The organism is Yersinia sp. J1 (assembly GCF_050586585.1).
In the GTDB taxonomy this organism is placed as follows: domain Bacteria; phylum Pseudomonadota; class Gammaproteobacteria; order Enterobacterales; family Enterobacteriaceae; genus Yersinia; species Yersinia entomophaga.
The window spans coordinates 996,775-1,023,230 of the sequence record NZ_JBOBDP010000001.1 but is presented as its reverse complement, the minus strand read 5'-3'; the positions used below and the strand labels follow the sequence as shown (position 1 = coordinate 1,023,230).

Sequence of the window (26,456 nt, the reverse complement as noted above, 5' to 3'; positions counted from 1 at the left end):
GCGAAGTGGATATATTCAATGCCAAAGATTAAGACAGTACGCGGCGCCGCTAAGCGCTTCAAAAAGACCGCCAACGGTGGTTTTAAGCGTAAGCATGCTAACCTGCGTCATATTTTGACCAAAAAAGCTACTAAGCGTAAACGTCATTTACGTCCTAAAGGCCTGGTATCTAAGAACGATCTGGGTCTGGTCGTGGCATGTCTGCCGTACGCATAAGTATTTTTGGTTTGAATTAAGACGATAGGAGAAGTACATGGCTCGCGTAAAACGTGGTGTGGTAGCACGTGCACGTCACAAAAAGATTTTAAAGCAGGCGAAAGGTTACTACGGTGCCCGTTCGCGCGTTTATCGTGTTGCATTCCAGGCAGTGATCAAGGCAGGCCAATACGCCTACCGTGACCGCCGTCAACGGAAGCGTCAATTCCGCCAACTGTGGATTGCACGTATTAACGCAGCTGCTCGTCAGAGCGGTCTGTCTTACAGCCGTTTCATCAATGGTCTGAAAAAGGCTTCTGTTGAAATCGACCGTAAGATCCTGGCTGACATCGCAGTATTCGACAAAGTGGCATTTGCCGCTCTGGTAGAAAAAGCGAAAGCAGCTCTGGCGTAAGTCAGAATGAAAGAGGGAGCTTGCTCCCTCTTTTGATCTTTGTAACCTTGGCAAATTTTGTCAGGATAACTAATCAGTCAACAGATTTATCGTTCAACAGCGTTTTGTTATTCGTAAGGTTAGATAATGATGCAATCAGTTATTTTCCGTTTCTTTTTTTACTTTAGCACCTGATTTTAGGAGGCTTGCGCGTAAGAAAAGAAACGAAAAGTAGCGCCGAAGCCTCCCACCGTGGAGGCTTTTTTGTTTCTATAACTCAAGTATGTGTTTGATCCTATTGAACCAAGGTTTCCAATTCTGGCAGCACGCAGTAAAATATGTGCCAGAAGATCAATATCTTGTTGTTCGATAACGTCTTGGCCGTTGTAGGACAGGGCGCAATAGAGCGAATTTTACACAAAACAGTTTTATCCAGCGGTTTAAATAGCAGTTTAATAACTACAAGCGGGCCATACCGGCCAGAGGAAGAGGAAAACAATGCCACATCTCGCAGAGCTGGTTGCCAGAGCTAAAGCAGCCGTAGAAGAGGCCCAGGATGTTGCCGCGTTGGATTTGGTGCGCGTCGAATATCTAGGCAAAAAAGGCCATTTGACCCTCCAAATGACGTCGCTACGTGAGCTGCCAGCCGAAGATCGCCCAGCAGCAGGTGCCGTGATTAATCAGGCAAAACAAGAGGTTCAGGAAGCGTTGAATGCGCGCAAGGAACTGCTGGAATCAGCGGTTCTGAACGCGCGGTTGGCTCAAGAAACTATCGATGTCTCGCTGCCTGGCCGCCGAATGGAAAACGGGGGCCTGCATCCGGTTACCCGTACCATCGATCGCATCGAAACCTTCTTTGGTGAGCTGGGCTTCTCCGTGGCGTCAGGCCCGGAAATCGAAGATGACTATCATAATTTTGATGCGCTGAATATTCCGGCTCATCATCCGGCGCGTGCCGATCATGATACCTTCTGGTTCGATGCAACGCGTTTGTTGCGTACCCAGACTTCAGGTGTGCAGATTCGTACCATGCAGGGCCAGCAGCCGCCAATCCGTATTATTGTTCCTGGCCGGGTTTATCGTAATGACTACGACCAAACGCACACTCCTATGTTCCATCAGATGGAAGGTTTGATTGTCGACCGCGATATCAGCTTTACCAATCTGAAAGGTACTTTGCATGATTTCCTGCAAAACTTCTTTGAGGAAGATCTACAGATCCGCTTCCGTCCTTCCTATTTCCCGTTCACCGAACCTTCTGCCGAAGTGGATGTGATGGGTAAAAACGGTAAATGGCTGGAAGTATTAGGCTGCGGTATGGTTCACCCTAACGTATTGCGTAACGTCGGTATTGATCCAGAGATCTACTCCGGCTTTGCATTCGGGATGGGCATGGAGCGTTTAACCATGCTGCGTTACGGCGTGACCGACCTGCGTGCATTCTTCGAAAACGATCTGCGTTTCCTCAAACAGTTTAAGTAAGGCGGGTATATCTCATGAAATTCAGTGAACTTTGGTTACGCGAATGGGTAAACCCAACCATTGGCAGTGACGAATTAGCCCACCAAATCACCATGGCCGGACTGGAAGTTGACGGCGTTGATGACGTTGCTGGTGTATTCCACGGCGTGGTCGTTGGTGAAGTTGTGGAGTGCGGGCAGCATCCCAACGCAGACAAACTGCGAGTAACGAAAATCAATGTCGGCGGCGATCGTCTGCTAGATATCGTCTGCGGTGCACCTAACTGTCGTCAAGGGCTGAAGGTTGCCGTAGCGACCGTGGGCGCGGTTTTACCGGGTAATTTCAAGATTAAGGCTGCGAAACTGCGTGGTGAACCTTCGGAAGGGATGCTGTGCTCATTCTCTGAACTGGGTATTTCTGACGATCACGACGGAATTATCGAGTTGCCGCTGGATGCGCCAATTGGCACCGACATCCGCGAATATCTGCAACTAAATGATAAAACTATCGAAATCAGCGTGACGCCAAATCGTGCCGACTGTCTGTGTATTCTGGGTGTCGCTCGCGATGTCGCGGTAGTGAATCAGTTAGCTCTGACCGAACCGGATATGAGCCCGGTTGCTGCAACCCTCAGCGATACCTTCCCAATTCGCGTTGATGCGCCGCAGGCGTGTCCACGTTATCTGGGACGCGTAGTGAAGGGGATTAACGTTAAGGCCGCTACGCCGCTGTGGATGCGTGAAAAACTGCGTCGTTGTGGTATCCGCTCTATCGATCCGGTTGTTGATGTAACTAACTACGTATTGTTAGAACTGGGCCAGCCGATGCATGCGTTTGACGTGGATCGTATCGACGGTGAAATCATTGTTCGTATGGCCGCAGAAGCGGAAGAGCTGACGCTGCTGGACGGTACTAAAGCCAAACTGAGCGCAGATACGCTGGTTATCGCCGATAAGCAGAAAGCGCTAGCTATGGCCGGTATTTTTGGTGGTGAACATTCAGGCGTGAATGAAGCAACCCAGAACGTCTTGCTGGAATGTGCTTTCTTCAATCCGTTGTCGATCACCGGGCGAGCGCGCCGTCAAGGTTTGCATACTGATGCTTCACATCGTTATGAGCGTGGTGTCGACCCTGCGTTGCAACATAAGGCGATGGAACGAGCAACCCGTTTGCTGATTGATATTTGCGGCGGTGAAGCTGGCCCGATTATTGATGTCACTTCAGAAGCGGATTTGCCGAAACGCGCCACTATTACTCTGCGTCGTGAAAAACTGGATCGCCTGATTGGCCACCATGTGCCAAGTGAACAGGTTACCGATATCCTGCGTCGTTTGGGTTGCCAGGTGACTGTGCAGTGTGATAACTGGCAGGCAGTTGCGCCGAGCTGGCGTTTCGATATGGAAATCGAAGAAGACCTGGTGGAAGAAGTTGCCCGTATTTACGGTTACAACAATATCCCTGATGTGCCGGTAAAAGCAGATTTGGTGATGACCAAACATCGCGAAGCTGACCTGCCATTGAAGCGTGTGAAGGCATTATTGGTCGATCGCGGCTATCAGGAAGCAATTACTTACAGTTTTGTTGATCCAAAAATCCAGGCTTTATTGCATCCGGGTCAAGAGCCTCTGATTTTGCCAAGTCCCATTTCCGTGGATATGTCAGCAATGCGCTTGTCTTTGCTGACTGGTCTGCTAGCAGCAGTGGTTTATAACCAGAATCGTCAGCAATCTCGTCTGCGTTTGTTTGAGAGTGGCTTACGCTTTGTTCCTGATAATAAAGCAGATTTGGGTATTCGACAGGACGTAATGCTAGCGGGTGTGATTGCCGGTAACCGTTATGATGAGCATTGGGATTTGGCGCGTCAGCCGGTGGACTTCTATGATTTGAAGGGTGATTTGGAAGCAATTCTTGAACTTACCGGCAAATTATCTGACGTTCAGTTCCGTGCAGAATCGCATTCCGCACTGCATCCGGGTCAAAGTGCCGCAATTTATTTAGCGGGAGAACACATTGGTTTCATTGGTGTAGTTCATCCTGAACTGGAGCGTAAGCTCGATCTGAACGGCCGAACTGTGGTGTTCGAATTGTTGTGGAATAAGGTCGCAGACCGCGCCGTGCCTCAGGCCAGCGAGATTTCGCGCTTCCCGGCAAACCGTCGAGATATCGCTGTTGTGGTGGCTGAAAACGTTCCCGCAGAAGATATTTTGGCCGAGTGTAAGAAAGTTGGCGCAAATCAGGTAGTTGGCGTAAACTTGTTTGATGTGTACCGTGGCAAGGGCGTAGCCGAGGGTTATAAAAGCCTCGCTATCAGTCTGGTGTTGCAGGATACCGCCCGTACACTGGAAGAAGAGGAGATCGCCGCTACCGTTGCAAAATGTGTAGAGGCGTTAAAACAGCGATTCCAAGCATCCTTGAGGGATTGAACCTATGGCGCTTACTAAAGCTGAAATGTCAGAACATCTGTTTGAAAAGCTTGGGCTTAGCAAACGGGATGCCAAAGACCTGGTAGAGTTATTCTTTGAAGAGGTACGTCGTGCTCTGGAGAATGGCGAACAGGTCAAATTGTCTGGCTTTGGCAATTTTGATCTGCGAGACAAAAACCAACGTCCGGGCCGTAATCCGAAGACCGGTGAGGACATTCCTATTACGGCGCGCCGTGTGGTGACTTTCCGTCCTGGGCAGAAGCTAAAAAGCCGGGTAGAGAATGCCACTCCCAAAGAGTGAGTAATCCGACAAAAAAGGCCGCGCAAGCGGCCTTTTTCTTTTGTAATCTTATAGCTAGCATAGCCAGAAACGCGATTTTCTCTGCTTCCGCCCCGTCTTCCGCGTTCGTTTTATTCTCGCCGAACTCGCTAATGAGTTTCTACGCTTTGCTGCCGTGTCTCTCATATAGGAAGATGCCAATTAATGTATTTACGAATAAAATCCTTGCCCTTGCTACGCAAAACTTTCACTTATCCTGCTAACCCCCTAATATCTGTCCTCAAACCCAGGCAATAAGCCTTTTTCTATCTCGGATCATGATCCTGTTTTCCCAGTCATGTTCTGTCAGCCGGATTGCAGAATATTATGCAGATAAGTCAGACATTTATCTTACTCCAGCAGCATCAGCTGCGGCGGGATCGTCGTTATCTCGGACTCCTCGCCTGCGGTATGTTACTGGCTCTGTCACTTGCTCTTTGCGCAGGGGAGGTTTGGATATGGCCCAATCGGTGGCTAAGCGCCGATGGACAATTATTTGTATGGCAACTGCGTTTACCTAGAGCATTAGTCGTAATGATGGTTGGTGCCAGTCTGGCGGTAGCGGGAGCCATAATGCAAAGCCTGTTCGAAAATCCATTGGCCGAGCCGGGATTGTTAGGCGTGGCGAACGGAGCTGGCGTTACGCTGGTGCTGGCGGTTTTATTAGGGCACGGCTTGCTGCCGGTGTGGGTGCTGAGTCTGAGTGCAATTATCGGCGCGTTGGTCATGACCTCGCTGCTGCTGGCTTTTGCCCGACGCCGACGTTTAAGCAATGCCAGATTGCTGCTGGTTGGCGTAGCTTTGGGGATTGTATGCAGTGCTGTGATGACGTGGGCGGTTTATTTCAGTACCAGTCTGGATCTACGTCAGCTGATGTATTGGATGATGGGCGGTTTTAGCGGGATAGATTGGCGGCAGTGGTTGCTGGTGTTGCTGTTATTGCCAGTGGTGATTTGGCTTTGCCTGCAAGGTAGAATCCTGAACTATATGGCGCTGGGAGAGCAGCAGGCGCGACAGCTTGGGGTCTCACTCCATAGGTGGCGTAATCTATTGGTTTTGGCTATTGGTCTGCTGGTAGGCATCAGCGTTGCATTAGCCGGTGTGATTGGCTTTGTCGGTCTGGTAATCCCACATATTTTGCGATTAACCGGGCTGACCGATCAGCGATTCCTGTTAACAGGCTGCGCTTTGGCCGGGGCGGGAGTGCTACTGTTAGCCGATGTGATTGCTCGTGTTGCCTTGTTTTCCGCAGAATTGCCGATTGGCGTGGTGACGGCAACGCTGGGAGCTCCGCTATTTATCTGGTTACTGATTAGGGTGAAAAGCGTAGAGTCGTGAACGGAAAACCTGCTAATAGTCGCTTTAAGAGGACTTTGCATCAATATCGCTCAGGGTTAACTCGGTAAAAGTTTAGCTCTCTATAATAAAAGTTTCACTCTCTATAATAAGGATGACATCCGATGACCGCTCCGATTTATGCTACTCAACTACACACTATCGATCATCAAACGACGTCGCTGAAGGCCTATCAAGGCTCCGTGCTGCTGGTGGTGAACGTTGCCTCCGAGTGCGGACTGACCAAACAATACGCAGGTCTGGAAAAACTGTACAAAACCTATCATCAACAAGGTTTTGAAGTTTTAGGATTTCCGAGCAATGAGTTTGCCGGTCAGGAGCCAGGCAGCGATGAAGAGATTCAGGCATTTTGCCGGGGCACCTTTGGCGTAGAATTCCCCATGTTCAGTAAAGTCGAAGTTAATGGCTCAGGCCGTCATCCGTTGTATCAACACTTAATTTCCGCTAAGCCACAGGCTTTGACGCCTGCGGACAGCGAGTTTGTCCAGCGGATGAGCAGTAAGGGGCGTGCACCAAAACAGATCGGCGATATATTGTGGAACTTCGAAAAATTTTTGATTGGCCGGGACGGTACGGTTATTCAGCGTTTCTCACCGGATATGACGCCAGAAGATCCGGCAATCATTGCCGCGATCGTTCAGGCGCTGGCTCAGCACTGATTTTCACTTAACTTATTAGCTAACGAGATTATTGTGACGTTATTGCAACTCAACGATGTCAGTGTCGCGGGCCGATTAGCCCCGTTTTCAGCGCAGGTTGATGCTGGGTTGCAAATTCATCTTATTGGCCCGAACGGTGCGGGGAAGAGCACCTTGCTAGCCTGCGCCGCGGGTGTATTACCGACTACGGGGGATATTTCTCTGCTCGCAACGCCTCTTACGCAGTATTCCGGCGCTGAATTAGCACGGTATCGGGCTTATCTCAGTCAGCAGCAAACGTCGGTTAGCCTGATGCCAGTATTTCAATACCTCTCTCTGCATCAGCCCGTAGGGGCGGATTCGGAATCCGTGGCGATAGCCATCGGTTATCTCTGTGAAAAATTACGTTTAGCCGATAAGCTGCCGCGTTCTCTCACTCAACTTTCCGGCGGAGAATGGCAGCGGGTCAGGCTGGCGGCTATTTTGTTACAGGTATGGCCAACGGTGAATCATCATAGCCAATTATTACTACTGGATGAGCCAACCAATAGCCTTGATGTGGCGCAAAAAGTTGCGTTAGATGCGCTGTTACGGGAGTTTTGCGCCAGCGGTCGCAGTGTTATTGTCAGCGCTCACGATCTGAATCATAGCCTGCAACAGGCCGACAGAATCTGGCTACTGGCGCAGGGAAAACTGGTTGCGCAGGGTGAAACGCTGGAAGTGATGCGACCAGAGATATTATCACCGATTTTTGAGGTGAATTTTCAATTACACCGTTTTAATCAGCAGAATTGGATTGTTTGCCAGAATTAATAGTTATTGCATTAAACTATTCTGGTTATTAATTACTCCCTAATTTCTATATCGTATATAAATGAAGTTAACCTAGCCATTATTAGGAGAGGTTAACTCAATTTTTCCACTCAATTCACTATAATAACTCAATGGTAGTATCGATATTTTATAGATTGGATTCTATGTTTAATGCAATTATTGCTTAGTAAGGGGGTCACTCCGTCAAATTTCTCAAGAGGGCTGCTACCGGTGAGCCATTTAAGGCAATTTCATCTTATTAGTTATGAATTGTTGGTTGCTATAGGATTTGAAGCTCCCGAGATAGCTGAAAATCAAGATACCATTACGTTGACCATCGATGATGCTTTGCAATTGAATCTATGCGCGATAGATCAAGAATATTGGATGCTTCAGACCTCAGTAGGTATGGCGAACAGTTTATCGTTAGAGGAAATGATTGATCTGTTGAATAAAAATAGGCCAACAGATTATTTATGGCAGCCGGTTTTTGCCTTTGATGAAAAAAATGATGTGATCTGTTGGCTACGTCTCCCGCTATATGGAATGGATATACCAAGTTTGTTATCCATAATGGAACGGTTTATTTCAGATGCGTGTATTGAACGAATAGGTCTTGATTTTCCTCTGTAAATGTCTTTTTTTCATGTTGTTATGAGGAGGCTGGTATGGTGGGTAAACCAATTGGAAATACTGATTATTTAAATATTGGATTGGGTCTTGCAAGCGAAAAAAATCGTGTGTTTGGTATGGATAAAAAAGGCCAGTGTGTAACATTTGGTCGCTTCTCTGCCTATTTACATCCACATCAGGTTAAAAGATTTTTAGTTGAAGCTCAAAAAACCGAGTATGGAGTTAATATCAAAGGAACGAAGATAACTTATAACGACGTGATTCGTCAGGCGAAGAATTTATCCCATAACGAGTACGAGATTGGGGGCGTTTTTGATAAAATCAGTAACGGTCATCGTTTAAAAAGTCAGCTTATCACTTAACATACAGAGGCACGTCTACCTTTGTAAAATTAGTCATATGTAGTAAGTAACATGAAATTTCAAGTGAAATAGGAACAGCCAGCGTTAATTCTGGCTGTTCATTGATATTTTGATTTGTAGTGAAAACGCATTCAAACGGATCGTTATTGGCAGATGATGGGGGAGAAGTGCCATTGCTGCTCCTATACATTTTGCGTTAATCCGATGTTGAACAGACTTTTTCTCTATTTTCTGTCCCTTAATTCACGCCATCTTTACTTCTTATCTCTAAATAACGCGATACTGCAATGAATGACGGAGATAGGATCATTCGATTAACCCTGCACGTCACTCAAAAATTAATTATTTTAGCTAAACTATTTTTATAAATTATACGATTATGATTATTTCTGAGTTTCGGTTATTTCTATACTGAAACTGAGCGTAAATCGGTAAACATTCACCTTCGTCTGCTGTTGTGTCGCAAAAATGAAGTTTATTCTCTTGATTCATCAGAATATTTACATTAAGCCAACTCTGGCTAAATTTTGTGCACACGCCACAAAATAATGTTTTTTTCTCCTGTTCTTAAGGTTGGATTAAGGTTCATTGTCTACATTTATCAGTGGTGTGCAGTGAGATCAATCGTGGCCGCGTTTAGTTTTCGTTAACTTACTTCGACTTATAGTGGCGTTAAATTTGTTGTGTCCTACTGGGTACATTCATGGAAAATTTCTTACCTTTCTCTGTTCCTGCTATTGGCAGTGAAGAAATTGCTGCTGTTACAGAAGTTCTGACATCAGGGTGGATTACCACCGGACCGAAGAATCAACAATTAGAACGCGAGTTTTGCCAGGCTTTTGGCTGCAAACATGCCGTAGCGGTCTGTTCTGCCACGGCGGGAATGCATATTACTTTAATGGCACTGGGCGTTGGGCCGGGCGATGAGGTGATAACGCCTTCTCAAACCTGGGTTTCTACCCTTAATATGATTGAGTTATTGGGTGCCGTTCCGGTGATGGTCGATGTTGACTGGAACACGCTGATGGCTAGCGCTGAAAGTATTGCCGCTGCTATCACCCCTAAAACCAAGGCGATTATTCCGGTGCATTATGCTGGCGCGCCCTGTGATTTAAACAGCATTAGGCAAGTTGCCCGTCAGCATCAGATTCCGCTGATTGAAGATGCGGCGCATGCGGCAGGAACACGCTACGGCGATGAATGGATAGGGCAGCAAGGAACGGCGATTTTCTCTTTCCATGCGATTAAGAATATGACCTGCGCCGAGGGCGGATTAATCGCAACCGATGATGACGTGCTGGCTGAAAAAGTACGTCGCTTAAAATTTCATGGATTAGGCGTTGATGCTTTTGACCGTGAGTTAAAAGGGCGTAGCCCGCAGGCAGAAGTGGTCGAACCGGGATATAAATATAATTTATCCGATATTCACGCGGCTATTGCTGTGGTGCAACTGAAACGGCTACCGGAAATAAACGCTCGCCGTCAGGCTTTGGCTGAACGTTATATTCAGGCATTGGCAGGTTCACCGTTACAACCTTTGGCATTGCCTGATTATCCTCATCATCACGCCTGGCACCTATTTATGGTTCGGGTAGATTCCGAGCAGTGCGGCATAAGCCGAGATCAACTTATGGCTGAATTAAAAGCCTTGGGCATTGGCTCTGGTTTGCATTTCCGTGCGGCTCATACGCAAAAATATTATCGCGAACGTTATCCCGATTTAACTTTGCCAAATACCGAGTGGAATTCAGCCCGGCTTTGTACTTTGCCTCTGTTCCCCGATATGCAAGATAGCGATGTTGACCGGGTGGTCAACGCATTAGCAACTATTATAGGGCCTCGCCGTGTCACAGCCTGAAGAAATTAATAAAGTCTCGATTGTTATTCCTGTTTATAACGAACAGGAAAGTTTACCCGCATTATTGGAGAGAACCTCGGCTGCCTGCCAGTTATTACGCCAGCCTTATGAAATTATTTTTGTGGATGACGGCAGCAGCGATAATTCGGCAGAAATGCTAACCGCTGCGGCAGAAAAACCGGATAGCTGCATTATTGCCGTCTTGCTAAACCGTAATTATGGCCAGCACTCTGCCATTATGGCGGGTTTTAATCAGGTCAGTGGCGATCTGGTTATTACGTTAGATGCGGATTTGCAAAACCCGCCGGAAGAAATTCCCCGTTTAGTGAGCGTTGCCGAAGAGGGTTATGACGTGGTCGGTACAGTGCGTGCCAACCGTCAGGATTCTATGTTCCGTAAAACGGCCTCCAAGATGATCAACATGATGATCCAAAAAGCGACAGGGAAATCGATGGGGGACTACGGCTGTATGCTACGTGCCTACCGTCGGCATATTGTTGATGCGATGTTACACTGTCACGAACGCAGTACTTTTATTCCGATACTCGCCAACACCTTTGCCAGAAAAACCACAGAAATTAAGGTTCATCACGCCGAGCGCGAGTTTGGCGACTCCAAATACAGTCTGATGAAGCTGATTAACCTGATGTACGACCTGATCACCTGCCTGACAACTACGCCGTTGCGTTTGCTCAGTCTGGTTGGCAGCGTCATTGCACTGTCAGGTTTCACCCTCTCGGTACTGCTGGTGGCATTACGTTTGATTTTTGGCCCGGAATGGGCTGGCGGCGGCGTGTTCACGCTGTTCGCGGTGTTATTTATGTTTATTGGGGCACAATTCGTTGGTATGGGTTTACTCGGTGAATACATCGGACGAATTTACAACGACGTACGCGCGCGTCCCCGATATTTTGTGCAAAAAGTGGTCGAGTCTCAGCAGGCCAAAAAAACTCAGGAAGAAGAATGATGAAAGCGATTGTATTTGCCTATCACGATATTGGCTGCGTGGGCGTTAATGCACTGGTTGAAGCGGGTTATGACGTTCAGGCAGTGTTTACCCATACTGATTCTCCGAATGAGAATCACTTTTTCTCTTCCGTTGCGCGGGTTGCCGCCGATCTACAATTGCCGGTGTTTGCCCCCGAAGACGTCAACCATCCTTTATGGGTTGAGCAGATCCGCGAAATGCAGCCGGACGTCATTTTTTCATTCTATTATCGTAACTTGTTGAGCGATGAGATTTTATCTCTGGCTCCGCAGGGCGCATTTAACCTGCACGGTTCATTGTTACCTCGCTACCGCGGTCGCGCGCCGATTAACTGGGCGTTGGTCAAAGGTGAAACCGAAACTGGCGTAACCTTGCACAAAATGGTGAAGCGAGCGGATGCGGGCGACATCGCAGGTCAGCGTAAAGTGGCTATCAGCGATACGGATACGGCTTTAACCTTACATGCAAAAATGCGCGATGCCGCGCAGGCTCTGTTGCAGGATTTATTGCCAAAAATGAAGCGTGGCCCGTTAACACTAACGCCTCAGAATGAAGCGGACGCCAGCTATTTTGGTCGCCGTACCGCCGCCGATGGCGAAATCGATTGGGTTAAATCCGCTCGCGAATTACATAATCTGGTACGCGCGGTGACAGAACCTTACCCAGGCGCATTCAGCCATTTGGGACAGCGCAAGTTGATTGTATGGCGTGCCAGGCCACTGGACATCGAGCACCAAAAATTGCCAGGAACCGTACTTGGCACCAATCCATTGGTGGTAGCCTGCGGTGAGGGCGCGCTTGAAATCATCGCCGGTCAGGGCGAATCCGGACTGTACGTGCAGGGCAGCCGTCTGGCATTGGAAATGGGGATGGTAGCCGATGTCCGTTTAGGGGTTAAACCGCTAAATAAAAAGAAAAGACGCACCCGAGTCCTGATTTTGGGCGTCAATGGATTTATCGGTAACCATCTGACTGAACGTTTATTACGTGATGACGGCTACGAAGTTTACGGACTGGATATCGGTTCCGATGCGCTGGGTCGCTTTATGGATAATCCACGCTTCCATTTTGTTGAAGGTGATATCAGTATTCACTCGGAATGGATTGAATATCATATTAAGAAGTGCGATGTGATATTACCGCTGGTCGCTATTGCCACGCCGATTGAATATACCCGTAATCCGCTGAAAGTCTTTGAACTGGATTTTGAAGAGAACCTCAAAATCGTGCGTGACTGCGTGAAGTACAACAAACGTATTGTTTTTCCGTCGACCTCTGAAGTTTACGGTATGTGCGATGACAAAGAGTTTGATGAAGACCATTCTCGTCTGATTGTCGGGCCGATTAATAAACAGCGCTGGATTTATTCTGTCTCCAAGCAATTATTGGATCGAGTTATTTGGGCATACGGCGAAAAAGAAGGTCTGAAATTTACCTTATTCCGTCCGTTTAACTGGATGGGGCCGCGTTTGGATAATCTGGATGCTGCTCGTATCGGTAGTTCCCGTGCCATTACTCAGTTGATATTGAATCTGGTGGAAGGTTCGCCGATCAAACTGGTTGACGGTGGGGAACAAAAACGTACCTTTACTGATATTAACGACGGTATTGAAGCTTTATTCCGCATCATTGAAAACCGCGAAGGACGTTGCGACGGTCAGATTATCAATATCGGTAACCCGACTAACGAAGCCAGCATTCGTGAACTGGCTGAAATGCTGTTGGCCAGCTTTGAGAAACATGAATTGCGCGACCAATTCCCGCCGTTTGCTGGCATGAAAACCATCGAAAGCAGCGCTTACTATGGCAAAGGGTATCAGGACGTTGAACATCGTACGCCGAGCATTGAAAACGCCCGCCGTTTGCTGAACTGGCAGCCTGAAATCGCCATGCAGCAAACTGTCGCCGAAACGTTGGACTTCTTCCTGCGCAGCGCGCTGGACGATAAATCCATTGAACAGGATGATGGGAAGGCTAAATGAAACGAGTGGGCCTGAGGATTGACGTCGATACTTACCGTGGCACCCGCGATGGGGTGCCTTCACTGTTGAATGTGTTAGATAAACACGGTATTCAGGCCAGTTTCTTTTTTAGCGTTGGGCCGGACAACATGGGGCGCCATTTATGGCGCCTGCTACGTCCCCGTTTCTTATGGAAAATGTTGCGCTCAAACGCAGCTTCGCTGTACGGCTGGCAGATTCTGCTGGCCGGTACCGCCTGGCCGGGCAAGTTAATTGCCAAACATTTAGGCGACGTGATGAAAGAAACGCAGGCTGCCGGTCATGAAGTTGGCTTGCACGCTTGGGATCATCAGGGCTGGCAGGCGAAAGTCGGCACCTGGTCGAAAGCACAGCTCAAAGATCAGATTCAGCGTGGTGTGGATGCATTGCAAGACAGTATCCACGGGCCGGTTAGTTGCTCTGCGGTCGCCGGGTGGCGCGCCGACGAGCGAGTATTAGAAGCGAAACAGCCGTTTAACTTCAGCTATAACAGCGATTGCCGCGGCACGCGTCCTTTCCGGCCAATATTACCTGATGGCAGTGAAGGCAGCGTACAAATCCCCGTGACATTACCGACTTACGATGAAGTCGTCGGCAGTGAAGTTCGTCCGCAGGATTTTAACGATTTTATTCTGGATGCCATTCTGCGAGATAGCGGAGTGCCGGTTTATACCATTCACGCCGAAGTTGAAGGGATGTCACAGGCAGCGATGTTTGAAAATCTATTAGTGAAAGCGCAGAAGCAGGGAATTGAATTTTGCGCTTTAAGCTCATTGTTACCGGAAAATCGTTCAAACTTGCCGCTAGGCAAGGTCGTGCGTTCTGCTTTCCCAGGCAGAGAGGGGTGGTTAGGCTGTCAGTCTGAGGTGACAAATTCATGAGCGACGCGTTAAAAAAGGGTGGCGTAGCGCTACTGGCGGTATTTTTTGCTGTGTTATATATCGTGCCCTTGAACGGCCGTTTACTGTGGCAACCGGATGAAACCCGTTATGCGGAAATTAGCCGAGAAATGCTACAGCAGGGTGATTGGGTCGTGCCGCATTTATTGGGTATTCGTTATTTTGAAAAGCCTATTGCCGGATATTGGTTTAATAATATCAGCCAGTGGATCTTCGGTGATAATAACTTTGCGGTGCGTTTTGGTTCAGTATTCAGTATTGGACTCAGCGCCATTTTGGTATTTTGGCTAGCGACATTAATGTGGCGTAATCGTAATACCGCGCTGCTGGCTAGCCTGATTTATATCTCTTCGCTGCTGGTATTCAGTATCGGGACTTATAGCGTTCTCGATCCTATGATTACGCTGTGGCTGACAGCATCGATGCTGTGTTTTTATCTGACGCTGAGAGCCAAAACTTCCCGACAGAAAATGACCGCCTATGCATTTTTGGGGCTGGTTTGTGCCATGGGCTTTATGACCAAGGGCTTTTTGGCATTGGCCGTTCCGGTGATTGCGGTTATTCCCATTGTAATTCAACAACGTCGAACCAAAGAGCTACTGCTGTTTGGCCCGATAGCTATCGTCAGTGCCTGTTTGCTGAGCCTGCCTTGGGCGTTAGCGATTGCGCAGCGTGAACCTGATTTCTGGCATTATTTCTTCTGGGTGGAGCATATTCAGCGCTTTGCCGAGAAAGACGCGCAGCATAAAGCGCCATTCTGGTATTACCTACCGCTGATTTGTCTGGGCGTATTACCTTGGTTAGGACTGTTGCCGGGGGCATTACTCAAAGGCTGGCGTGAGCGAGTGGCTCGACCGGAACTCTTCTTCCTGCTGAGCTGGGCAGTGATGCCGTTTATATTTTTCAGCATCGCCAAAGGAAAATTGCCAACCTATATTCTGCCGTGTATTGCGCCGATATCATTGCTTATGGCAGCGTACGCGCAGGATTGTGTGGCTAAATTGCAGATGAGCGCGCTGAAGGTAAACGGCTATATCAATCTGATTTTCGGCACCGTCTGCGCGTTGGCCGTACTGTTGATCGGTTTGGGCGTATTTTCTCACCTGGTGGTGTACGCCGCCGATGAGAAAATCAAAGTGATTCTCGGGACTCTGTCATTTGCTGCATGGGGATGCGTTGGCTATTTCAGCCTGCGACAAAATGCTCGCCATTGGCGCTGGGCGGCCGTTTGCCCGCTGCTGTTTGCGTTGCTGGTGGCGTATGTCATTCCGCAACAGGTGATTAACTCCAAGCTGCCTCAGTATTTTATCCAGCAGAACCGCGCGGAGCTTGAACAAAGCCGCTACGTACTCTCGGATGGCGTCGGCGTGGCTTCGGGTCTGGCCTGGGAGTTGAAACGTAGTGATATCATTATGTTTAGCGAAAAAGGCGAAGTGAATTATGGTTTAGCCTATCCGGATGCGGCGGATCGTTACGTCAGTTTTGAAGATTTCCCTCAATGGCTGGCTAAGGCGCGTAAACAGGGGAATGTTTCGCTGGTCTTACAGTTATCCCGAGGTGAAACCTTGCCAGAAAGCCTGCCTGCGGCGGATCAGGTTACGCAAAACAGCAGAATGGCGTTGCTGTGGTATAAGCAAATTCCATGATGAGTTACCTGCTGTTATTGATGGTGAGTCTGCTGACCTGCGCCGGACAGCTATGTCAAAAGCAGGCGGCTCAGATTTGGGCTACAGAACAACCGAGCCGTCGTACTCACACCTTTAGGTGGCTAGCTACGGCGGTGCTGTTGCTCGGATTGGGGATGTTGCTGTGGCTTCGGCTGCTGCAACACCTGCCTTTAAGCATCGCTTACCCTATGCTCAGTTTTAATTTTGTCTTGGTTACGCTGGCATCACGCTTTTTCTTCGGTGAAGCCGTTGGCTTGCGCCATTGGCTAGGTATTGTCGCCATTATGTTGGGTATTTTGCTGATGAGTTTGCCGCGATGAAAGGTTACGGTTGGGGAATAGGTAGCGTGCTGTTGGTGACGTTGGCGCAGCTATTACTGAAATGGGGTGTGATTCACTTACCGCTGATTAGCTGGGCTGGCATGGATCTGCAATTCTTCACCGATCATCTGTCGCCACTTGCCGCCGTCACTGCGGGTTTATTCGGCTATGCGCTTTCGATGCTGTGCTGGTTCTTCGCTTTGCGTTATTTGCCATTAAATCAGGCTTATCCACTCTTAAGTATTAGTTATGCGCTGGTTTATCTGGCGGCGGTGACTTTGCCTTGGTTCCACGAAAGCGCCACGTTATTAAAGACCCTGGGAGCCGCCATTATCCTGTTTGGCGTTTGGTTAATACATTCGAAGCCGATTAAATAGCTTTAGCACTATTATCTTATTCAGATAACTTGTTTTTTGCGCGCACGAAATATAGATTAGCCAGATGAATTCAGCATGATAGCTTGGTTTTCTTATGGTTTCCGCTCAAGGAAAGCCAACCGGGCTTATTATTCGGTGAGAGATCTATGCGGATGCGTTTTTGGATTTTTCTGGCCTGTCTTATTCTTGCCGGGTGTAGTAGCAGAGCTCCGGCACCCAGCGGACACCTATCTGACCCGATTGTGGTGGTCGCACAGTTAAAAGAGCAATTGCGTCAATGGCAGGGTACGCCTTACCAATATGGCGGAATGGACCAGCGCGGCGTCGATTGCTCCGGCTTTGTCTATCGCACTTTCCGCGATCGTTTTGATATGCAGTTGCCCCGAACCACTGAAGCGCAAACCAGTCTGGGCACCAAAGTCTCTCGCGATGAGCTGATGCCGGGAGATTTAGTGTTCTTCAAAACGGGCAGTGGAGGGAATGGATTGCACGTTGGTATTTACGATACTAATGATGAATTCATTCACGCATCCACCAGTAAAGGCGTCATCCGTTCTTCGTTAGAAAACGTGTACTGGAAACGCGTTTACTGGCAGGCGCGCCGCATCTAACCGCCGATAAACAGCCGCAACTGTGTTATCTTAACGGCTGTTTATTTTGGTGCGGAGCCCTTTATGCCATCCCTTCGTTTATTCATTTCTGATTCCTATGATCCTTGGTTTAATCTGGCTGTAGAGGACTGTATTTTCCGCCAAATGTCGCCGGATCAGCGGGTACTTTTTCTCTGGCGAAACGATAATACCATTGTCATTGGTCGCGCTCAGAATCCGTGGAAAGAGTGTAATACGCGGCGTATGGCTGAAGACGGTATTAAACTGGCGCGTCGCAGCAGCGGCGGTGGGGCGGTATTCCACGATTTGGGCAACACCTGCTTTACCTTTATGGCAGGCAAACCTGAATACGATAAAACGGTTTCCACTCAAATTATTCTTAATGCCCTCAAGACATTGGGGATCGACGCCACGGCTTCTGGTCGTAATGATCTGGTCGTTGTCACGGAAGGTGGCGAGCGTAAAGTTTCTGGCTCTGCTTATCGGGAAACCAAAGATCGCGGCTTCCATCATGGTACCTTATTGATAAACGCCAATTTAGGGCGTCTGGTTGATTATCTTAATCCCGATCCTAAGAAACTACAGGCGAAAGGCATTGCCTCGGTTCGGTCGCGGGTCGCCAATCTGGTCGAGCTGATACCGGGTATCGATCATGAGCAGATTTGCAGAGCCATAGAGCAATCCTACTTTGATTACTACGACGAACGGGCGCAGGCAGAAATTATTTCTCCACTAGCCTTGCCGGATTTACCCGGCTTTAGCGAGCAGTTTGCCCGCCAAAGTAGCTGGGAATGGAATTTTGGCCAGGCGCCAGCCTTTAATCATCAAATGGACACTCGTTTTCAGTGGGGCGGTGTTGAAGTGCATTTAGATGTATTGCGAGGTTCTATCGAACGCAGCCAAGTATTTACCGATAGCCTGAATCCAACCCCGCTGGAAACATTGGCCGAACGGTTACCGGGTGTAGCTTATCGTCCTGAAGCGGTGGACGCCCTATGTCAGACGCTGATCGCTGATTTCCCTGATTCACAGGCTGAATTAGTTGAACTACGCCGTTGGCTGGTTGAGGAACTGATGTAATGCCGGATTTTGATAACAGCTATGGCCGGGCGTTGCCCGGATTTTATACCCGTTTGCGGCCAACGCCGTTAAAAGGCGCGCGTTTGCTGTATCACAGCGCATCGCTGGCAGCAGAACTTGAGCTGGATGACAGTTGGTTCTCCGGTGATAAAGCCAAGGTTTGGGCCGGGGAACAATTGCTGCCGGGAATGGATCCGCTGGCTCAGGTATATAGCGGTCATCAGTTCGGCGTATGGGCGGGACAACTGGGTGATGGTCGGGGGATTTTGCTCGGTGAACAGCAACTGAGCGATGGTCGTCAGCTGGATTGGCACCTGAAAGGCGCGGGGCTGACGCCTTATTCGCGCATGGGAGATGGGCGGGCGGTGTTGCGCTCGGTAGTGCGTGAGTTTCTGGCCTCTGAAGCGCTGCATCATTTAGGGATTGCCAGCAGTCGTGCACTAACCATTGTGACCAGCGAGAATCCGGTATTCCGTGAGCAGCCTGAGCGCGGTGCGATGTTGTTGCGAGTGGCGGAAAGTCATGTTCGTTTCGGTCATTTCGAACATTTCTATTATCGCCAGCAGCCAGTACAGGTTAAACAATTGGCTGATTACGTCATTGCCCGCCATTGGCCGAATTTAGCTGACGAAGCCAGGCCTTATCTGGCTTGGTTCACCGACGTGGTAGAGCGCACGGCGAGAATGATTGCGTCCTGGCAAACGGTAGGTTTTGCTCACGGTGTAATGAATACCGACAATATGTCAATTCTTGGTATCACCATGGATTATGGCCCGTTCGGTTTTCTGGATGATTACCAGCCGGACTATATTTGTAATCATACCGACCATCAGGGACGCTATGCTTTTGATAACCAACCGGCGGTGGCCTACTGGAATTTACATCGTTTGGGGCAGTCTCTATCCGGATTACTGATGGCGGAAGAGCTACAGCAGGCGTTGGATGCCTACGAACCGGCGTTGATGGCGGCCTACGGGCAGCAAATGCGCGCCAAACTGGGTTTTTTCACTACCGATAAACAGGATAACGATTTGTTGACTGGTTTATTGAGTCTGATGATGAAAGAAAAACAGGATTACACCCGTACGTTCCGTCGCCTCAGTGAAACGGAGCAATCTTCCGCTCATTCGCCACTGCGGGATGACTTTGTCGATCGGGATGCCTTTGATAAATGGTATTCGCAATATCGGACGCGGCTACAGCAAGAAACTATTGATGACGCTCAACGGCAGCAGGCGATGAAGTCAGTGAATCCTAAGCTGATCTTACGTAATTATCTGGCTCAGCAAGCGATTGAGCTGGCAGAAAATGACGATATCAGCGCGTTGCACAGGCTGCATTTGGCGTTGCAACGGCCATTTGCTGATAATGCCGAATATGACGATCTGGCCGCTTTGCCGCCAGATTGGGGAAAGCATCTGGAGATATCCTGCTCCAGCTAGAAGAACCGCGAATATGGATATTTCAAATATGGCCGGTTGAGAGTCGAACGGAGGACAAAGTGGCAGCGCTTAGCCTCCGTTTTTTTATGCCTGTTTATCTGCAACGCGGCGGTTACACCGTTACCCGTTTGGTTTTAACCGTTAAGTTTTAATTCGTTACCCCTTGAGCGTGTGGTAAAAATCATCTGAACACATACGGGGAATGGTGTTGGCTTGCGAATATCTAAGCTAACCTGCGCAGTATGAGTTTCTGAAAATCATATGCGCAGGTTAGATAACGGGAAGGGGATTACTGTCGCAAATAAACCTGTGGCAACTGATTTTCAGGATGACTGTACACGCCTAAATCCGCCTGATACCAACGGGTTAGTATGTCAGTATGCAGGACGTCCTGCGGCGTACCTGCGGCGACCAATCGGCCTTGATGCAGCAGCAAAATTCGATCGGCATACAGCGCAGCCAAATTGAGATCATGCAGGACACAACATACCGACAACGGTTGTTCCTGCGTGAGCTGCCGCAACAAACGCAAACTGTGTTGCTGGTGGTGTAAATCCAGCGCCGAGGTAGGTTCATCGAGGAACAAACAGCGGGGTGATGGCGCGCGTTGCCAGAGCTGGGCCAGCACGCGCGCTAGCTGAACGCGCTGCTGTTCACCGCCGGAAAGCTGGCGATAATCGCGTTTAGCCAGGCTGGTACAGCCGGTTTGTTCCATAACCTGTTGTACTGCCTCGTGCTCCTGTAGTTTTCCGTGGGGCGTCCGCCCCATCGTCACCACTTCTTCTACGCTAAACGGGAATTTCAGGTCGCTGTATTGGCGCATCACTGCCCGGGTTTTAGCCAATTGCTGCTGTGGCCAACTGGCCAGCGATTTGCCTAACATATGGCAATCGCCGCTGCTGGCGGGTAAATAGCCGGTGAGCAATCGCATCAGCGTGGACTTGCCCGCCCCGTTAGGGCCGATAATGGCGACCATTTCGCCGCTGCGAATCTGTAATGACACGTCTTGAATGAGCTGACGTCCACCTAAAGAGAAACACAGACTTTGCGCATCCAGTAATAGCGGTTGATTCGAATGAGATGAGTACGCTGAATTATCCACGGGCGCGCTCCGGTTGACGTAATACCAGCCACAAGAAGTAAGGGCCGCCGATCAGGCTGGTAATCAACCCTACCGGCATTTCCGCAGGCGCAACCAGAGTGCGGGCGATAGTATCGGCGGTCAGCAGCAGACAGGCTCCGCCCAAGGCCGCACCGGGAAGCAGCCAGCGATGATCGGCACCTAAACGCATCCGAATCAGATGAGGGATCACCAGACCGATAAAGCCAATTACGCCGCTCAAAGCCACGGCGGCGCCTACCAGTAATGCGCTGAGGAGTAACAGCAATAGCTTAGTGCGATTAACGTTAACGCCAAGATAATGCGCCTCTTCGTCACCTAATTGCAGCAAATTGAGTTTGCGCGCCTGGAATAGCGTGGCAGCGCAGGCTGGCAGCACTAACGAAGCGGCGATCAGCAAGGTTGGCCATTGAACCTGACTCAGGCTGCCCATCATCCATAGGGTAAATTGACGCAACTGTTGATCGCTGCTGAGATAGCTGAGAACCCCAATTGCCGCCATGCACAACGCGTTAATGGCGATACCGGCCAACAGCAATCGGGACAGATTGCCGTGGCCAAAGCGGCTGAGGGAGAAAATCAGCAGCGAAATTAGCACACTGCCGATAAACGCGGCGATAATATGCCCGTAAAAAGCCAGTACGCTGGGAATACTGAAAGGCAGAACGATAACCATAGCGACGAACAACGCCGCGCCGCTGCTGATGCCCAGTAACCCGGGATCGGCCAGCGGGTTGCGGAACAAACCTTGCATCACTGCGCCTGAGGTTGCCAGCGCACAACCCACCACGATAGCCAACAGTACGCGAGGCAAGCGAATATTCAGCCAAATCTGCCAAGAGGCGTCGTCCAGCGAGCTGTTCCACAGCGTGTGAAACGACAGCGTTAAAGCCCCCATATTGGCGGAACCCAGAGCCAGTAGAACCAATAGCGTCAGCAGGCCGCCCAGCGCATAACCGGGTGGCAAGTATCGTCTCATTTACTCTGCTCCGCCGCCGCGCGTATCTTGAGCAGCACATTAGGCGTTTCCAGGCCAAAGCCCAGCAGCGCCATATCATCTAGAATCAACACACGCTTGTGTTTACCGGCAGGCGTTAAGGACAGGCCGGGAAGCCGCCAGACTTTATCGAGGCCGCCGAGGGATTTCACGCCATCGGTGGTCAGTAATAGTAAATCCGGTGCGCTGGCGATCACGCCTTCCTGCGACAGCGGGCGATAGCGGTTAAAACCCTGCATGGCATTTTGCGCACCCGCAGCGCGAATCATCGCGTCCGCAGCGGTCTGCTGGCCAGCGGCCATAGGCGCAACGCCACCGTGGCTCATCACAAACAGCATTTTGACCGGCAGGGCGGTAGTGTTAACCGAGGCCAGTTTTTGCAGATAAGTTTGGCTAAGCTGCTGGCCTTTATCTGCCTGATTGACCGCAGTGGCGATCAGGGCAATTTTTTCCGGTACGGCTTCTGGCGTGGTATCACCGGGAATAGTGACCACTTTCACGCCGCTGTCGGTCAACTGTTTAAGCACCAGAGAGGGTTCAGCCAGTTCGCTGGCAAGCACCAGCGTTGGCTGCATCGCCAGAATCCCTTCGGCATTGAGTTGGCGCATATAACCTACGTCCGGTAGGCTGCGAATGGCTACAGGGGTCAGGCTGGTACTGTCGCGGGCGACCATTTTTGAACCTACGCCCAAGGCGTAGGTAATTTCAGAGACATCGCCACCGATGGTAACGATGCGGTCGGCCGCGACACTGGTCAGTGGCAGCGCCAATGTTAATGTCAGAAGCCAGTTTTTCATGCGGCGATGTCCTTGGTTGCCACTGCGGCAATCTGCTCGCGCCATTGGTTCTGCTCTGGCTGACCTTCGCTGCGCTGACCAAATAATTGCGCAATTTGGGTGCCATCTGCGGCGAACAGTTCAAGACTGGTAACGAAACCGTCTTTAGTCGGTTTGCGCGTTACCCAGCTTTCGGCAATAGTGCTGGCAATCAAATGCAGGGTGAAGCGACGGTTGTAAACGTTAATCCATTCTTGGAAAGGCGCTTCTTTCTCAATGTGTGGCATGACACGTTCAATCTGACCGGTGAAGATCTGCACGCAGCCGCCGTTGCCGACAAAGATCATGATTTCATTTTGTTGTTCTTTAGCCGCGTTCAGGATTTGCTCCAGCGCACTGTTATCTACCTGATAAGCCAAATCGTCGCCGACGGCGCGGAAAGCCTGCTGGCGCGTCAGGTTGTTACGTTTCAGCAACTGGAAGAACTGGTGAATGTCGGTCATTGCCCGCCATTCCTGATCGATTTGCTGATGATTGTCATTCGGTGTCACTTCAGCGGAATCAGCCTTAGGCTGAATAACGATCTCCGGGTTGTTAGCGGTGCCGTATTTCTCGACTAAAGCATGCCATGCAGCCATGTCGGTCTCATCAGTGTTATACACTTTATGAACCGCATTACCTTGCAGATCAAAGAACTGGAAGCTAAAGCGTTCGCCGTGCTTCGTCGCTTCACGCAGAGCGAAAACGGTATCCCATTGGCCGAGGAACAGACGCAGATCCAGCTCACGCGGATTCAGGATCAAACCGGCGTGGCCGTTCAGGCTCTGATTCTGGTAACGACCCATTTGCTCGTGTACCGCGTAGTTATTGCGAGTAATAGATTTGGTCACGCCAACCGCTTCCAGTTCGGTCAGCAGAGTCCGAGCATCCACCTTCAGGCGCTCTGCACCGTGGCCTACGCGAGCGTGGGTCAATTCCGCTTCGCTGATACCAAGGATCTCTGCCAGATCGCGTGCAAATTTGCCTGGATTGTCGAGTTTAGCTTGCTCATATTGGGTAAACAGTATTGCTGACATTCATTCTCTCCTGTTGAGAAATACCTGAGCCAGAATCGAGTCTGGCTCAGGTAATTTAGACGGGGTAATTCATACCTGGGTATGAATTACCATTGATAGCTAACGAACAGTTTGGCGTTGCGGCCATCCTGCGGAATACCTTGTGGTGAGTAATACTCTTTATCGAAGGCGTTACCCAGCACGGCGGTGGTCGTCACCCCTTTGAACTGATCGCGGCCTTTATAGCTAATGTAGAAATCATTGACGCCGTAACCGGCTTGCTGTTTGGTGTTGCGGGTCACGATATTGTTACGTTCAACCATAGTGGCGACCCAACCCGCAGAGAAGCCTGTCGAGGCAATCGGGATATCCAATGCGCTGGTGACGGTGTCTGGATTGGTGCTGTCGAGGAATCCGCCGGTATCCATATTTTTGCCACGGGTACGGTTATAGGCCAGATTCCAGTTAAACCAATCGGTTTGGTAATCCATAGTGGCATCCCAACCCCATATTTTGGCGCGGTGAATATTAATAGAGGTGGTCGTGAGGTTATCGACTTTCATCTCAATTTTATCTTTGGCCTGCGTATCAAAATAGCTGGCCTTGAATTTCAGGCTGTCGTTCTCGGCTAATACGCCATCAAAGTTCAGGCCAAAACCGAACTCCTGCGTAGCATTGCTTTCGGGGCGCAGATTCGGATTGGGTTTCCAATAGTTATTAAATGGCCCCATCGAGAAGTGTTTGGAATCATTATATATTTCGCCCATTGTAGGAGCGCGAAAGGCTTGGGCATAAGAGCCGAAAACCATCAGCCAGTCGGTTGGGTTTACGGTGACAGCACCGCGCGACGACCATTTATCTGCGTCAACATCGGCATTGCTTTGGCTGCTGGCACTGTAGCTGTCGAAACGCGTACCCGCCAGCACGGTCACCGGCAGATCGCGTAGAGTAATTTCGTCCTGCGCCCAGCCGGAAGCAAAGTTGATTTTAGCCTGCGGGAAGCTGGTGGTGACGCCGCTAGGCGTTTGTTCCTGACGATAGGCTTCGGTGCCGTAGGTCAACAGGTGCGATGCAGCGCTGTCAGCGAACAGGCGAGTGCGATTTTCCAGTTTCGCGCCGTGGGTTTTCTGCTCGCGGCCTTCAAAGCCGGTGCCCCTGGTGGTGGTATCAATATTGACATCGGAGTAGTAGGCCGTTGCCGTGGCGTCCAGCCAATTCTGACCCTGCGGATGCAGCTTATAGCTCAACTGTGCATCGCGCTGAATGGTCGAGCGGTCGGTCATCAGGTTACCGGCGGAAGCGGCGGGCGTTTGGGGATTCTTTGGCTCCCGGGCGCGGTTATTGTAATAGCGCAGGTTGGTGCTCAGAGACTGGTTATCATCGATGATCCAGGTGCCTTTTGCCAGAACGTTACTAATCGCTTCGTCATTGGGCGCGCTGAAACCATTACTTTGGCGAAGATTACCTACGTCGCGAGTGCCAAAGGAAATCAAACCGTCCAAATCATCGGTTTTACCGAAGGCAGAAGCCCCCATGCCCAAGCTGTGATCACCGGTGGCACCTAAGCCAAATACGCGGTAACCGCTACTGTGACCCGGCTCCAGCAGATCGGCGGCATCAACGGTTTGATAGGAGATTACGCCACCCAATGCGCCGCTGCCGTATAGCATGGCCGCTGGGCCACGCACGATTTCAATCTGTTTGACCAGCATAGGATCGAGGAAGGTGCTATTGATATGGCCGGTGTCGGTGCCTTGACGGATGCCGTCGACCAGTGTCAATACGCCGTTACGGTTATAGCCGCGCAGGCTGACGTCCTGACCGTTAGTACGTCCCGTGCCTGAAATCAGGATGCCTGGCACGCGACGCAGCATATCGGCTGAGGTGCTGGCCGTCTGGCTGAGCGGCGAATCCCCTTCGATAACCGTCACCATCATCGGTGCGTCAAAGCTACTGCGCGGGTTACCCGTGGCGACAACGGTCATGGTTTCACTGGAATGGACCGCTTTTTTCTTGGCTGTTTCTGTTGTGGCAGCGGATTCGCTCGGTGCGGTAGGCGCGGCGTAGGCCAGCGAAGGAATGGCGCAGGCGATAGCCAAACTCAGCGATGACGCACGGAACAACGTAGATGAAGCACGAGACATCTGGCAATTCTCCATATGTAGTTAAACATAATCATTAGATTGCTGGCTGCCTCGATCGAACGATCTGGGTGGCTCGCGAAAAAGTATCTCAAGGAGCAGTTATTATTTGGTCAATATCAGCTTGCCGGATTTGGTCTGCCGCAGCTGATAAAATTGTCCTTGATGGTTGATGATGACGAGTCCATGTCTACCAAGCAGTTGCTCGCTATTGATGCAAGCAGGTTGCTCCACCAGCGGGAGAGAATCTTCTGCTCCGCTAGCCGTTGCAGGGTACAAATCGCTGTAAGTAGGGTTATTCATTAGATGCAAACGGAAATGGTTATCAATTTGATAATCATTATCATGTGAATGGGAGGTTACATCAAGCAAAATATTGCCTTGGACAACTTTTTTGATTTCCTGCTGTCTCTGGTCTATCTCATTAATTACAAAAAGAAAAAATTATATACAAAATAACGCTTCTGATGCAAAAGACGAGGCGACAGCCGAATAGCCCAATTTATTTAACAATTGGGGTTATTATTTCAT

26 protein-coding genes, 2 pseudogenes and 1 other annotated feature are annotated in these 26,456 nt (G+C 49.8%); of the genes and pseudogenes, 21 read left to right on the top strand and 7 right to left on the bottom strand.

Going from position 1 to position 26,456, the window contains the following annotated elements:
- The first annotated feature begins 18 nt into the window (after window positions 1-18).
- The 21 genes from rpmI (at window position 19) to ACQ4OC_RS04310 (ending at window position 19,836) form a co-directional block, all read left to right on the top strand.
- Window positions 19-216: a 50S ribosomal protein L35 gene (gene rpmI, locus ACQ4OC_RS04410; RefSeq protein ID WP_002211834.1), complete on the top strand. Its 198-nt coding sequence runs from the start codon at window positions 19-21 to the stop codon at window positions 214-216.
- Window positions 217-253: 37 nt separating this feature from the next.
- Entirely contained in the window at window positions 254-610 is a 357-nt protein-coding gene (gene rplT, locus ACQ4OC_RS04405) for a 50S ribosomal protein L20 (protein WP_004717737.1), read from the top strand.
- A 125-nt stretch (window positions 611-735) separates the two neighbouring features.
- Window positions 736-858 (top strand) — a sequence feature (Phe leader region).
- Window positions 737-784: a pheST operon leader peptide PheM gene (gene pheM / locus ACQ4OC_RS04400; RefSeq protein WP_157045533.1), complete on the top strand. Its 48-nt coding sequence runs from the start codon at window positions 737-739 to the stop codon at window positions 782-784. (Overlaps the previous feature by 48 nt.)
- A gap of 229 nt (window positions 859-1,087) precedes the next feature.
- Window positions 1,088-2,071, top strand: a complete 984-nt coding sequence (pheS, locus tag ACQ4OC_RS04395) for a phenylalanine--tRNA ligase subunit alpha (protein ID WP_064514040.1) — start codon at window positions 1,088-1,090, stop codon at window positions 2,069-2,071.
- Between the two features lie 14 nt (window positions 2,072-2,085).
- Window positions 2,086-4,473 (top strand): phenylalanine--tRNA ligase subunit beta, encoded by a 2,388-nt coding sequence (gene pheT, locus ACQ4OC_RS04390; protein WP_430970969.1) that lies wholly within the window; start codon window positions 2,086-2,088, stop codon window positions 4,471-4,473.
- A 4-nt stretch (window positions 4,474-4,477) separates the two neighbouring features.
- Entirely contained in the window at window positions 4,478-4,774 is a 297-nt protein-coding gene (gene ihfA, locus ACQ4OC_RS04385) for an integration host factor subunit alpha (RefSeq protein ID WP_004717732.1), read from the top strand.
- Window positions 4,775-5,119: 345 nt separating this feature from the next.
- Window positions 5,120-6,130 (top strand): vitamin B12 ABC transporter permease BtuC, encoded by a 1,011-nt coding sequence (btuC, locus tag ACQ4OC_RS04380; protein ID WP_120805575.1) that lies wholly within the window; start codon window positions 5,120-5,122, stop codon window positions 6,128-6,130.
- Window positions 6,131-6,252: 122 nt separating this feature from the next.
- Window positions 6,253-6,807 carry a glutathione peroxidase gene (locus tag ACQ4OC_RS04375; protein WP_430970968.1) on the top strand — a complete coding sequence of 185 codons (555 nt, stop codon included), beginning with the start codon at window positions 6,253-6,255 and terminating at the stop codon, window positions 6,805-6,807.
- Between the two features lie 33 nt (window positions 6,808-6,840).
- A complete protein-coding gene (gene btuD / locus ACQ4OC_RS04370; protein WP_430970967.1) occupies window positions 6,841-7,599 on the top strand; it encodes a vitamin B12 ABC transporter ATP-binding protein BtuD in 759 nt (252 codons plus the stop codon).
- A 171-nt stretch (window positions 7,600-7,770) separates the two neighbouring features.
- Entirely contained in the window at window positions 7,771-8,232 is a 462-nt protein-coding gene (locus ACQ4OC_RS04365) for a CesT family type III secretion system chaperone (protein WP_430970966.1), read from the top strand.
- A 35-nt stretch (window positions 8,233-8,267) separates the two neighbouring features.
- The gene (locus ACQ4OC_RS04360) at window positions 8,268-8,594 is read left to right on the top strand and encodes a hypothetical protein (RefSeq protein WP_430970965.1); all 327 of its coding nucleotides are present in this window, start codon (window positions 8,268-8,270) and stop codon (window positions 8,592-8,594) included.
- Between the two features lie 703 nt (window positions 8,595-9,297).
- Window positions 9,298-10,452: a UDP-4-amino-4-deoxy-L-arabinose aminotransferase gene (arnB, locus tag ACQ4OC_RS04355; protein WP_064514026.1), complete on the top strand. Its 1,155-nt coding sequence runs from the start codon at window positions 9,298-9,300 to the stop codon at window positions 10,450-10,452.
- Window positions 10,439-11,419 (top strand): undecaprenyl-phosphate 4-deoxy-4-formamido-L-arabinose transferase, encoded by a 981-nt coding sequence (gene arnC / locus ACQ4OC_RS04350; RefSeq protein WP_430970964.1) that lies wholly within the window; start codon window positions 10,439-10,441, stop codon window positions 11,417-11,419. Before arnB ends, arnC begins: the two co-directional genes overlap by 14 nt.
- Window positions 11,419-13,422, top strand: coding sequence for a bifunctional UDP-4-amino-4-deoxy-L-arabinose formyltransferase/UDP-glucuronic acid oxidase ArnA (gene arnA, locus ACQ4OC_RS04345; RefSeq protein ID WP_120805603.1), 2,004 nt, complete (start codon window positions 11,419-11,421; stop codon window positions 13,420-13,422). Before arnC ends, arnA begins: the two co-directional genes overlap by 1 nt.
- Window positions 13,419-14,321: a 4-deoxy-4-formamido-L-arabinose-phosphoundecaprenol deformylase gene (gene arnD, locus ACQ4OC_RS04340; protein ID WP_064514022.1), complete on the top strand. Its 903-nt coding sequence runs from the start codon at window positions 13,419-13,421 to the stop codon at window positions 14,319-14,321. Before arnA ends, arnD begins: the two co-directional genes overlap by 4 nt.
- On the top strand, window positions 14,318-15,985 hold the full coding sequence (gene arnT / locus ACQ4OC_RS04335; RefSeq protein WP_064514021.1) for a lipid IV(A) 4-amino-4-deoxy-L-arabinosyltransferase: 1,668 nt from the start codon (window positions 14,318-14,320) through the stop codon (window positions 15,983-15,985). Before arnD ends, arnT begins: the two co-directional genes overlap by 4 nt.
- Window positions 15,982-16,326 (top strand): 4-amino-4-deoxy-L-arabinose-phosphoundecaprenol flippase subunit ArnE, encoded by a 345-nt coding sequence (gene arnE / locus ACQ4OC_RS04330; protein ID WP_064514019.1) that lies wholly within the window; start codon window positions 15,982-15,984, stop codon window positions 16,324-16,326. Before arnT ends, arnE begins: the two co-directional genes overlap by 4 nt.
- Entirely contained in the window at window positions 16,323-16,703 is a 381-nt protein-coding gene (gene arnF / locus ACQ4OC_RS04325; RefSeq protein ID WP_064514018.1) for a 4-amino-4-deoxy-L-arabinose-phosphoundecaprenol flippase subunit ArnF, read from the top strand. Before arnE ends, arnF begins: the two co-directional genes overlap by 4 nt.
- Before the next feature lie 146 nt (window positions 16,704-16,849).
- Window positions 16,850-17,314, top strand: coding sequence for a C40 family peptidase (locus ACQ4OC_RS04320; protein ID WP_064514016.1), 465 nt, complete (start codon window positions 16,850-16,852; stop codon window positions 17,312-17,314).
- A gap of 63 nt (window positions 17,315-17,377) precedes the next feature.
- Window positions 17,378-18,394 (top strand): lipoate--protein ligase A, encoded by a 1,017-nt coding sequence (locus ACQ4OC_RS04315; RefSeq protein ID WP_064514014.1) that lies wholly within the window; start codon window positions 17,378-17,380, stop codon window positions 18,392-18,394.
- Window positions 18,394-19,836, top strand: a complete 1,443-nt coding sequence (locus ACQ4OC_RS04310) for a protein adenylyltransferase SelO (protein ID WP_064514012.1) — start codon at window positions 18,394-18,396, stop codon at window positions 19,834-19,836. Before ACQ4OC_RS04315 ends, ACQ4OC_RS04310 begins: the two co-directional genes overlap by 1 nt.
- Before the next feature lie 289 nt (window positions 19,837-20,125).
- On the opposite strand, the gene ACQ4OC_RS04305 is transcribed toward ACQ4OC_RS04310, so the two are convergent.
- The 7 genes and pseudogenes from ACQ4OC_RS04305 to hemP form a co-directional block, all read right to left on the bottom strand.
- A complete protein-coding gene (locus tag ACQ4OC_RS04305) occupies window positions 20,126-20,938 on the bottom strand; it encodes a heme ABC transporter ATP-binding protein (RefSeq protein WP_179207941.1) in 813 nt (270 codons plus the stop codon).
- Window positions 20,931-21,935, bottom strand: a complete 1,005-nt coding sequence (locus ACQ4OC_RS04300; RefSeq protein ID WP_064514010.1) for a FecCD family ABC transporter permease — start codon at window positions 21,933-21,935, stop codon at window positions 20,931-20,933. Before ACQ4OC_RS04300 ends, ACQ4OC_RS04305 begins: the two co-directional genes overlap by 8 nt.
- Window positions 21,932-22,750, bottom strand: a complete 819-nt coding sequence (locus ACQ4OC_RS04295) for a heme/hemin ABC transporter substrate-binding protein (protein WP_064514008.1) — start codon at window positions 22,748-22,750, stop codon at window positions 21,932-21,934. The genes ACQ4OC_RS04300 and ACQ4OC_RS04295 overlap by 4 nt, the downstream gene beginning before the upstream one ends.
- A pseudogene (locus ACQ4OC_RS04290) lies at window positions 22,747-23,250 on the bottom strand (ChuX/HutX family heme-like substrate-binding protein); the annotation flags it as partial. The gene ACQ4OC_RS04295 and the pseudogene ACQ4OC_RS04290, both read right to left, overlap by 4 nt.
- 95 nt (window positions 23,251-23,345) lie before the next feature.
- A pseudogene (locus tag ACQ4OC_RS04285) lies at window positions 23,346-23,805 on the bottom strand (ChuX/HutX family heme-like substrate-binding protein); the annotation flags it as partial.
- An 86-nt stretch (window positions 23,806-23,891) separates the two neighbouring features.
- On the bottom strand, window positions 23,892-25,928 hold the full coding sequence (locus ACQ4OC_RS04280; RefSeq protein ID WP_064514004.1) for a TonB-dependent hemoglobin/transferrin/lactoferrin family receptor: 2,037 nt from the start codon (window positions 25,926-25,928) through the stop codon (window positions 23,892-23,894).
- Window positions 25,929-26,030: 102 nt separating this feature from the next.
- The gene (hemP, locus tag ACQ4OC_RS04275) at window positions 26,031-26,228 is read right to left on the bottom strand and encodes a hemin uptake protein HemP (protein WP_120805601.1); all 198 of its coding nucleotides are present in this window, start codon (window positions 26,226-26,228) and stop codon (window positions 26,031-26,033) included.
- Between the last annotated feature and the right edge of the window lie 228 nt (window positions 26,229-26,456).

Excerpts from the sequence above, each read along its gene's own strand:
- rpmI (WP_002211834.1), top strand. The coding sequence starts at position 19 with ATGCCAAAGATTAAGACAGTACGCGGCGCCGCTAAGCGCTTCAAAAAG.
- rplT (WP_004717737.1), top strand. The coding sequence starts at position 254 with ATGGCTCGCGTAAAACGTGGTGTGGTAGCACGTGCACGTCACAAAAAG.
- pheS (WP_064514040.1), top strand. The coding sequence starts at position 1,088 with ATGCCACATCTCGCAGAGCTGGTTGCCAGAGCTAAAGCAGCCGTAGAA.
- pheT (WP_430970969.1), top strand. The coding sequence starts at position 2,086 with ATGAAATTCAGTGAACTTTGGTTACGCGAATGGGTAAACCCAACCATT.
- ihfA (WP_004717732.1), top strand. The coding sequence starts at position 4,478 with ATGGCGCTTACTAAAGCTGAAATGTCAGAACATCTGTTTGAAAAGCTT.
- btuC (WP_120805575.1), top strand. The coding sequence starts at position 5,120 with ATGCAGATAAGTCAGACATTTATCTTACTCCAGCAGCATCAGCTGCGG.
- ACQ4OC_RS04375 (WP_430970968.1), top strand. The coding sequence starts at position 6,253 with ATGACCGCTCCGATTTATGCTACTCAACTACACACTATCGATCATCAA.
- ACQ4OC_RS04365 (WP_430970966.1), top strand. The coding sequence starts at position 7,771 with ATGCAATTATTGCTTAGTAAGGGGGTCACTCCGTCAAATTTCTCAAGA.
- ACQ4OC_RS04360 (WP_430970965.1), top strand. The coding sequence starts at position 8,268 with ATGGTGGGTAAACCAATTGGAAATACTGATTATTTAAATATTGGATTG.
- arnB (WP_064514026.1), top strand. The coding sequence starts at position 9,298 with ATGGAAAATTTCTTACCTTTCTCTGTTCCTGCTATTGGCAGTGAAGAA.
- arnA (WP_120805603.1), top strand. The coding sequence starts at position 11,419 with ATGAAAGCGATTGTATTTGCCTATCACGATATTGGCTGCGTGGGCGTT.
- arnD (WP_064514022.1), top strand. The coding sequence starts at position 13,419 with ATGAAACGAGTGGGCCTGAGGATTGACGTCGATACTTACCGTGGCACC.
- arnT (WP_064514021.1), top strand. The coding sequence starts at position 14,318 with ATGAGCGACGCGTTAAAAAAGGGTGGCGTAGCGCTACTGGCGGTATTT.
- arnE (WP_064514019.1), top strand. The coding sequence starts at position 15,982 with ATGATGAGTTACCTGCTGTTATTGATGGTGAGTCTGCTGACCTGCGCC.
- arnF (WP_064514018.1), top strand. The coding sequence starts at position 16,323 with ATGAAAGGTTACGGTTGGGGAATAGGTAGCGTGCTGTTGGTGACGTTG.
- ACQ4OC_RS04320 (WP_064514016.1), top strand. The coding sequence starts at position 16,850 with ATGCGGATGCGTTTTTGGATTTTTCTGGCCTGTCTTATTCTTGCCGGG.
- ACQ4OC_RS04315 (WP_064514014.1), top strand. The coding sequence starts at position 17,378 with ATGCCATCCCTTCGTTTATTCATTTCTGATTCCTATGATCCTTGGTTT.
- ACQ4OC_RS04310 (WP_064514012.1), top strand. The coding sequence starts at position 18,394 with ATGCCGGATTTTGATAACAGCTATGGCCGGGCGTTGCCCGGATTTTAT.
- ACQ4OC_RS04300 (WP_064514010.1), bottom strand. The coding sequence starts at position 21,935 with ATGAGACGATACTTGCCACCCGGTTATGCGCTGGGCGGCCTGCTGACG.
- ACQ4OC_RS04295 (WP_064514008.1), bottom strand. The coding sequence starts at position 22,750 with ATGAAAAACTGGCTTCTGACATTAACATTGGCGCTGCCACTGACCAGT.
- ACQ4OC_RS04280 (WP_064514004.1), bottom strand. The coding sequence starts at position 25,928 with ATGTCTCGTGCTTCATCTACGTTGTTCCGTGCGTCATCGCTGAGTTTG.
- hemP (WP_120805601.1), bottom strand. The coding sequence starts at position 26,228 with ATGAATAACCCTACTTACAGCGATTTGTACCCTGCAACGGCTAGCGGA.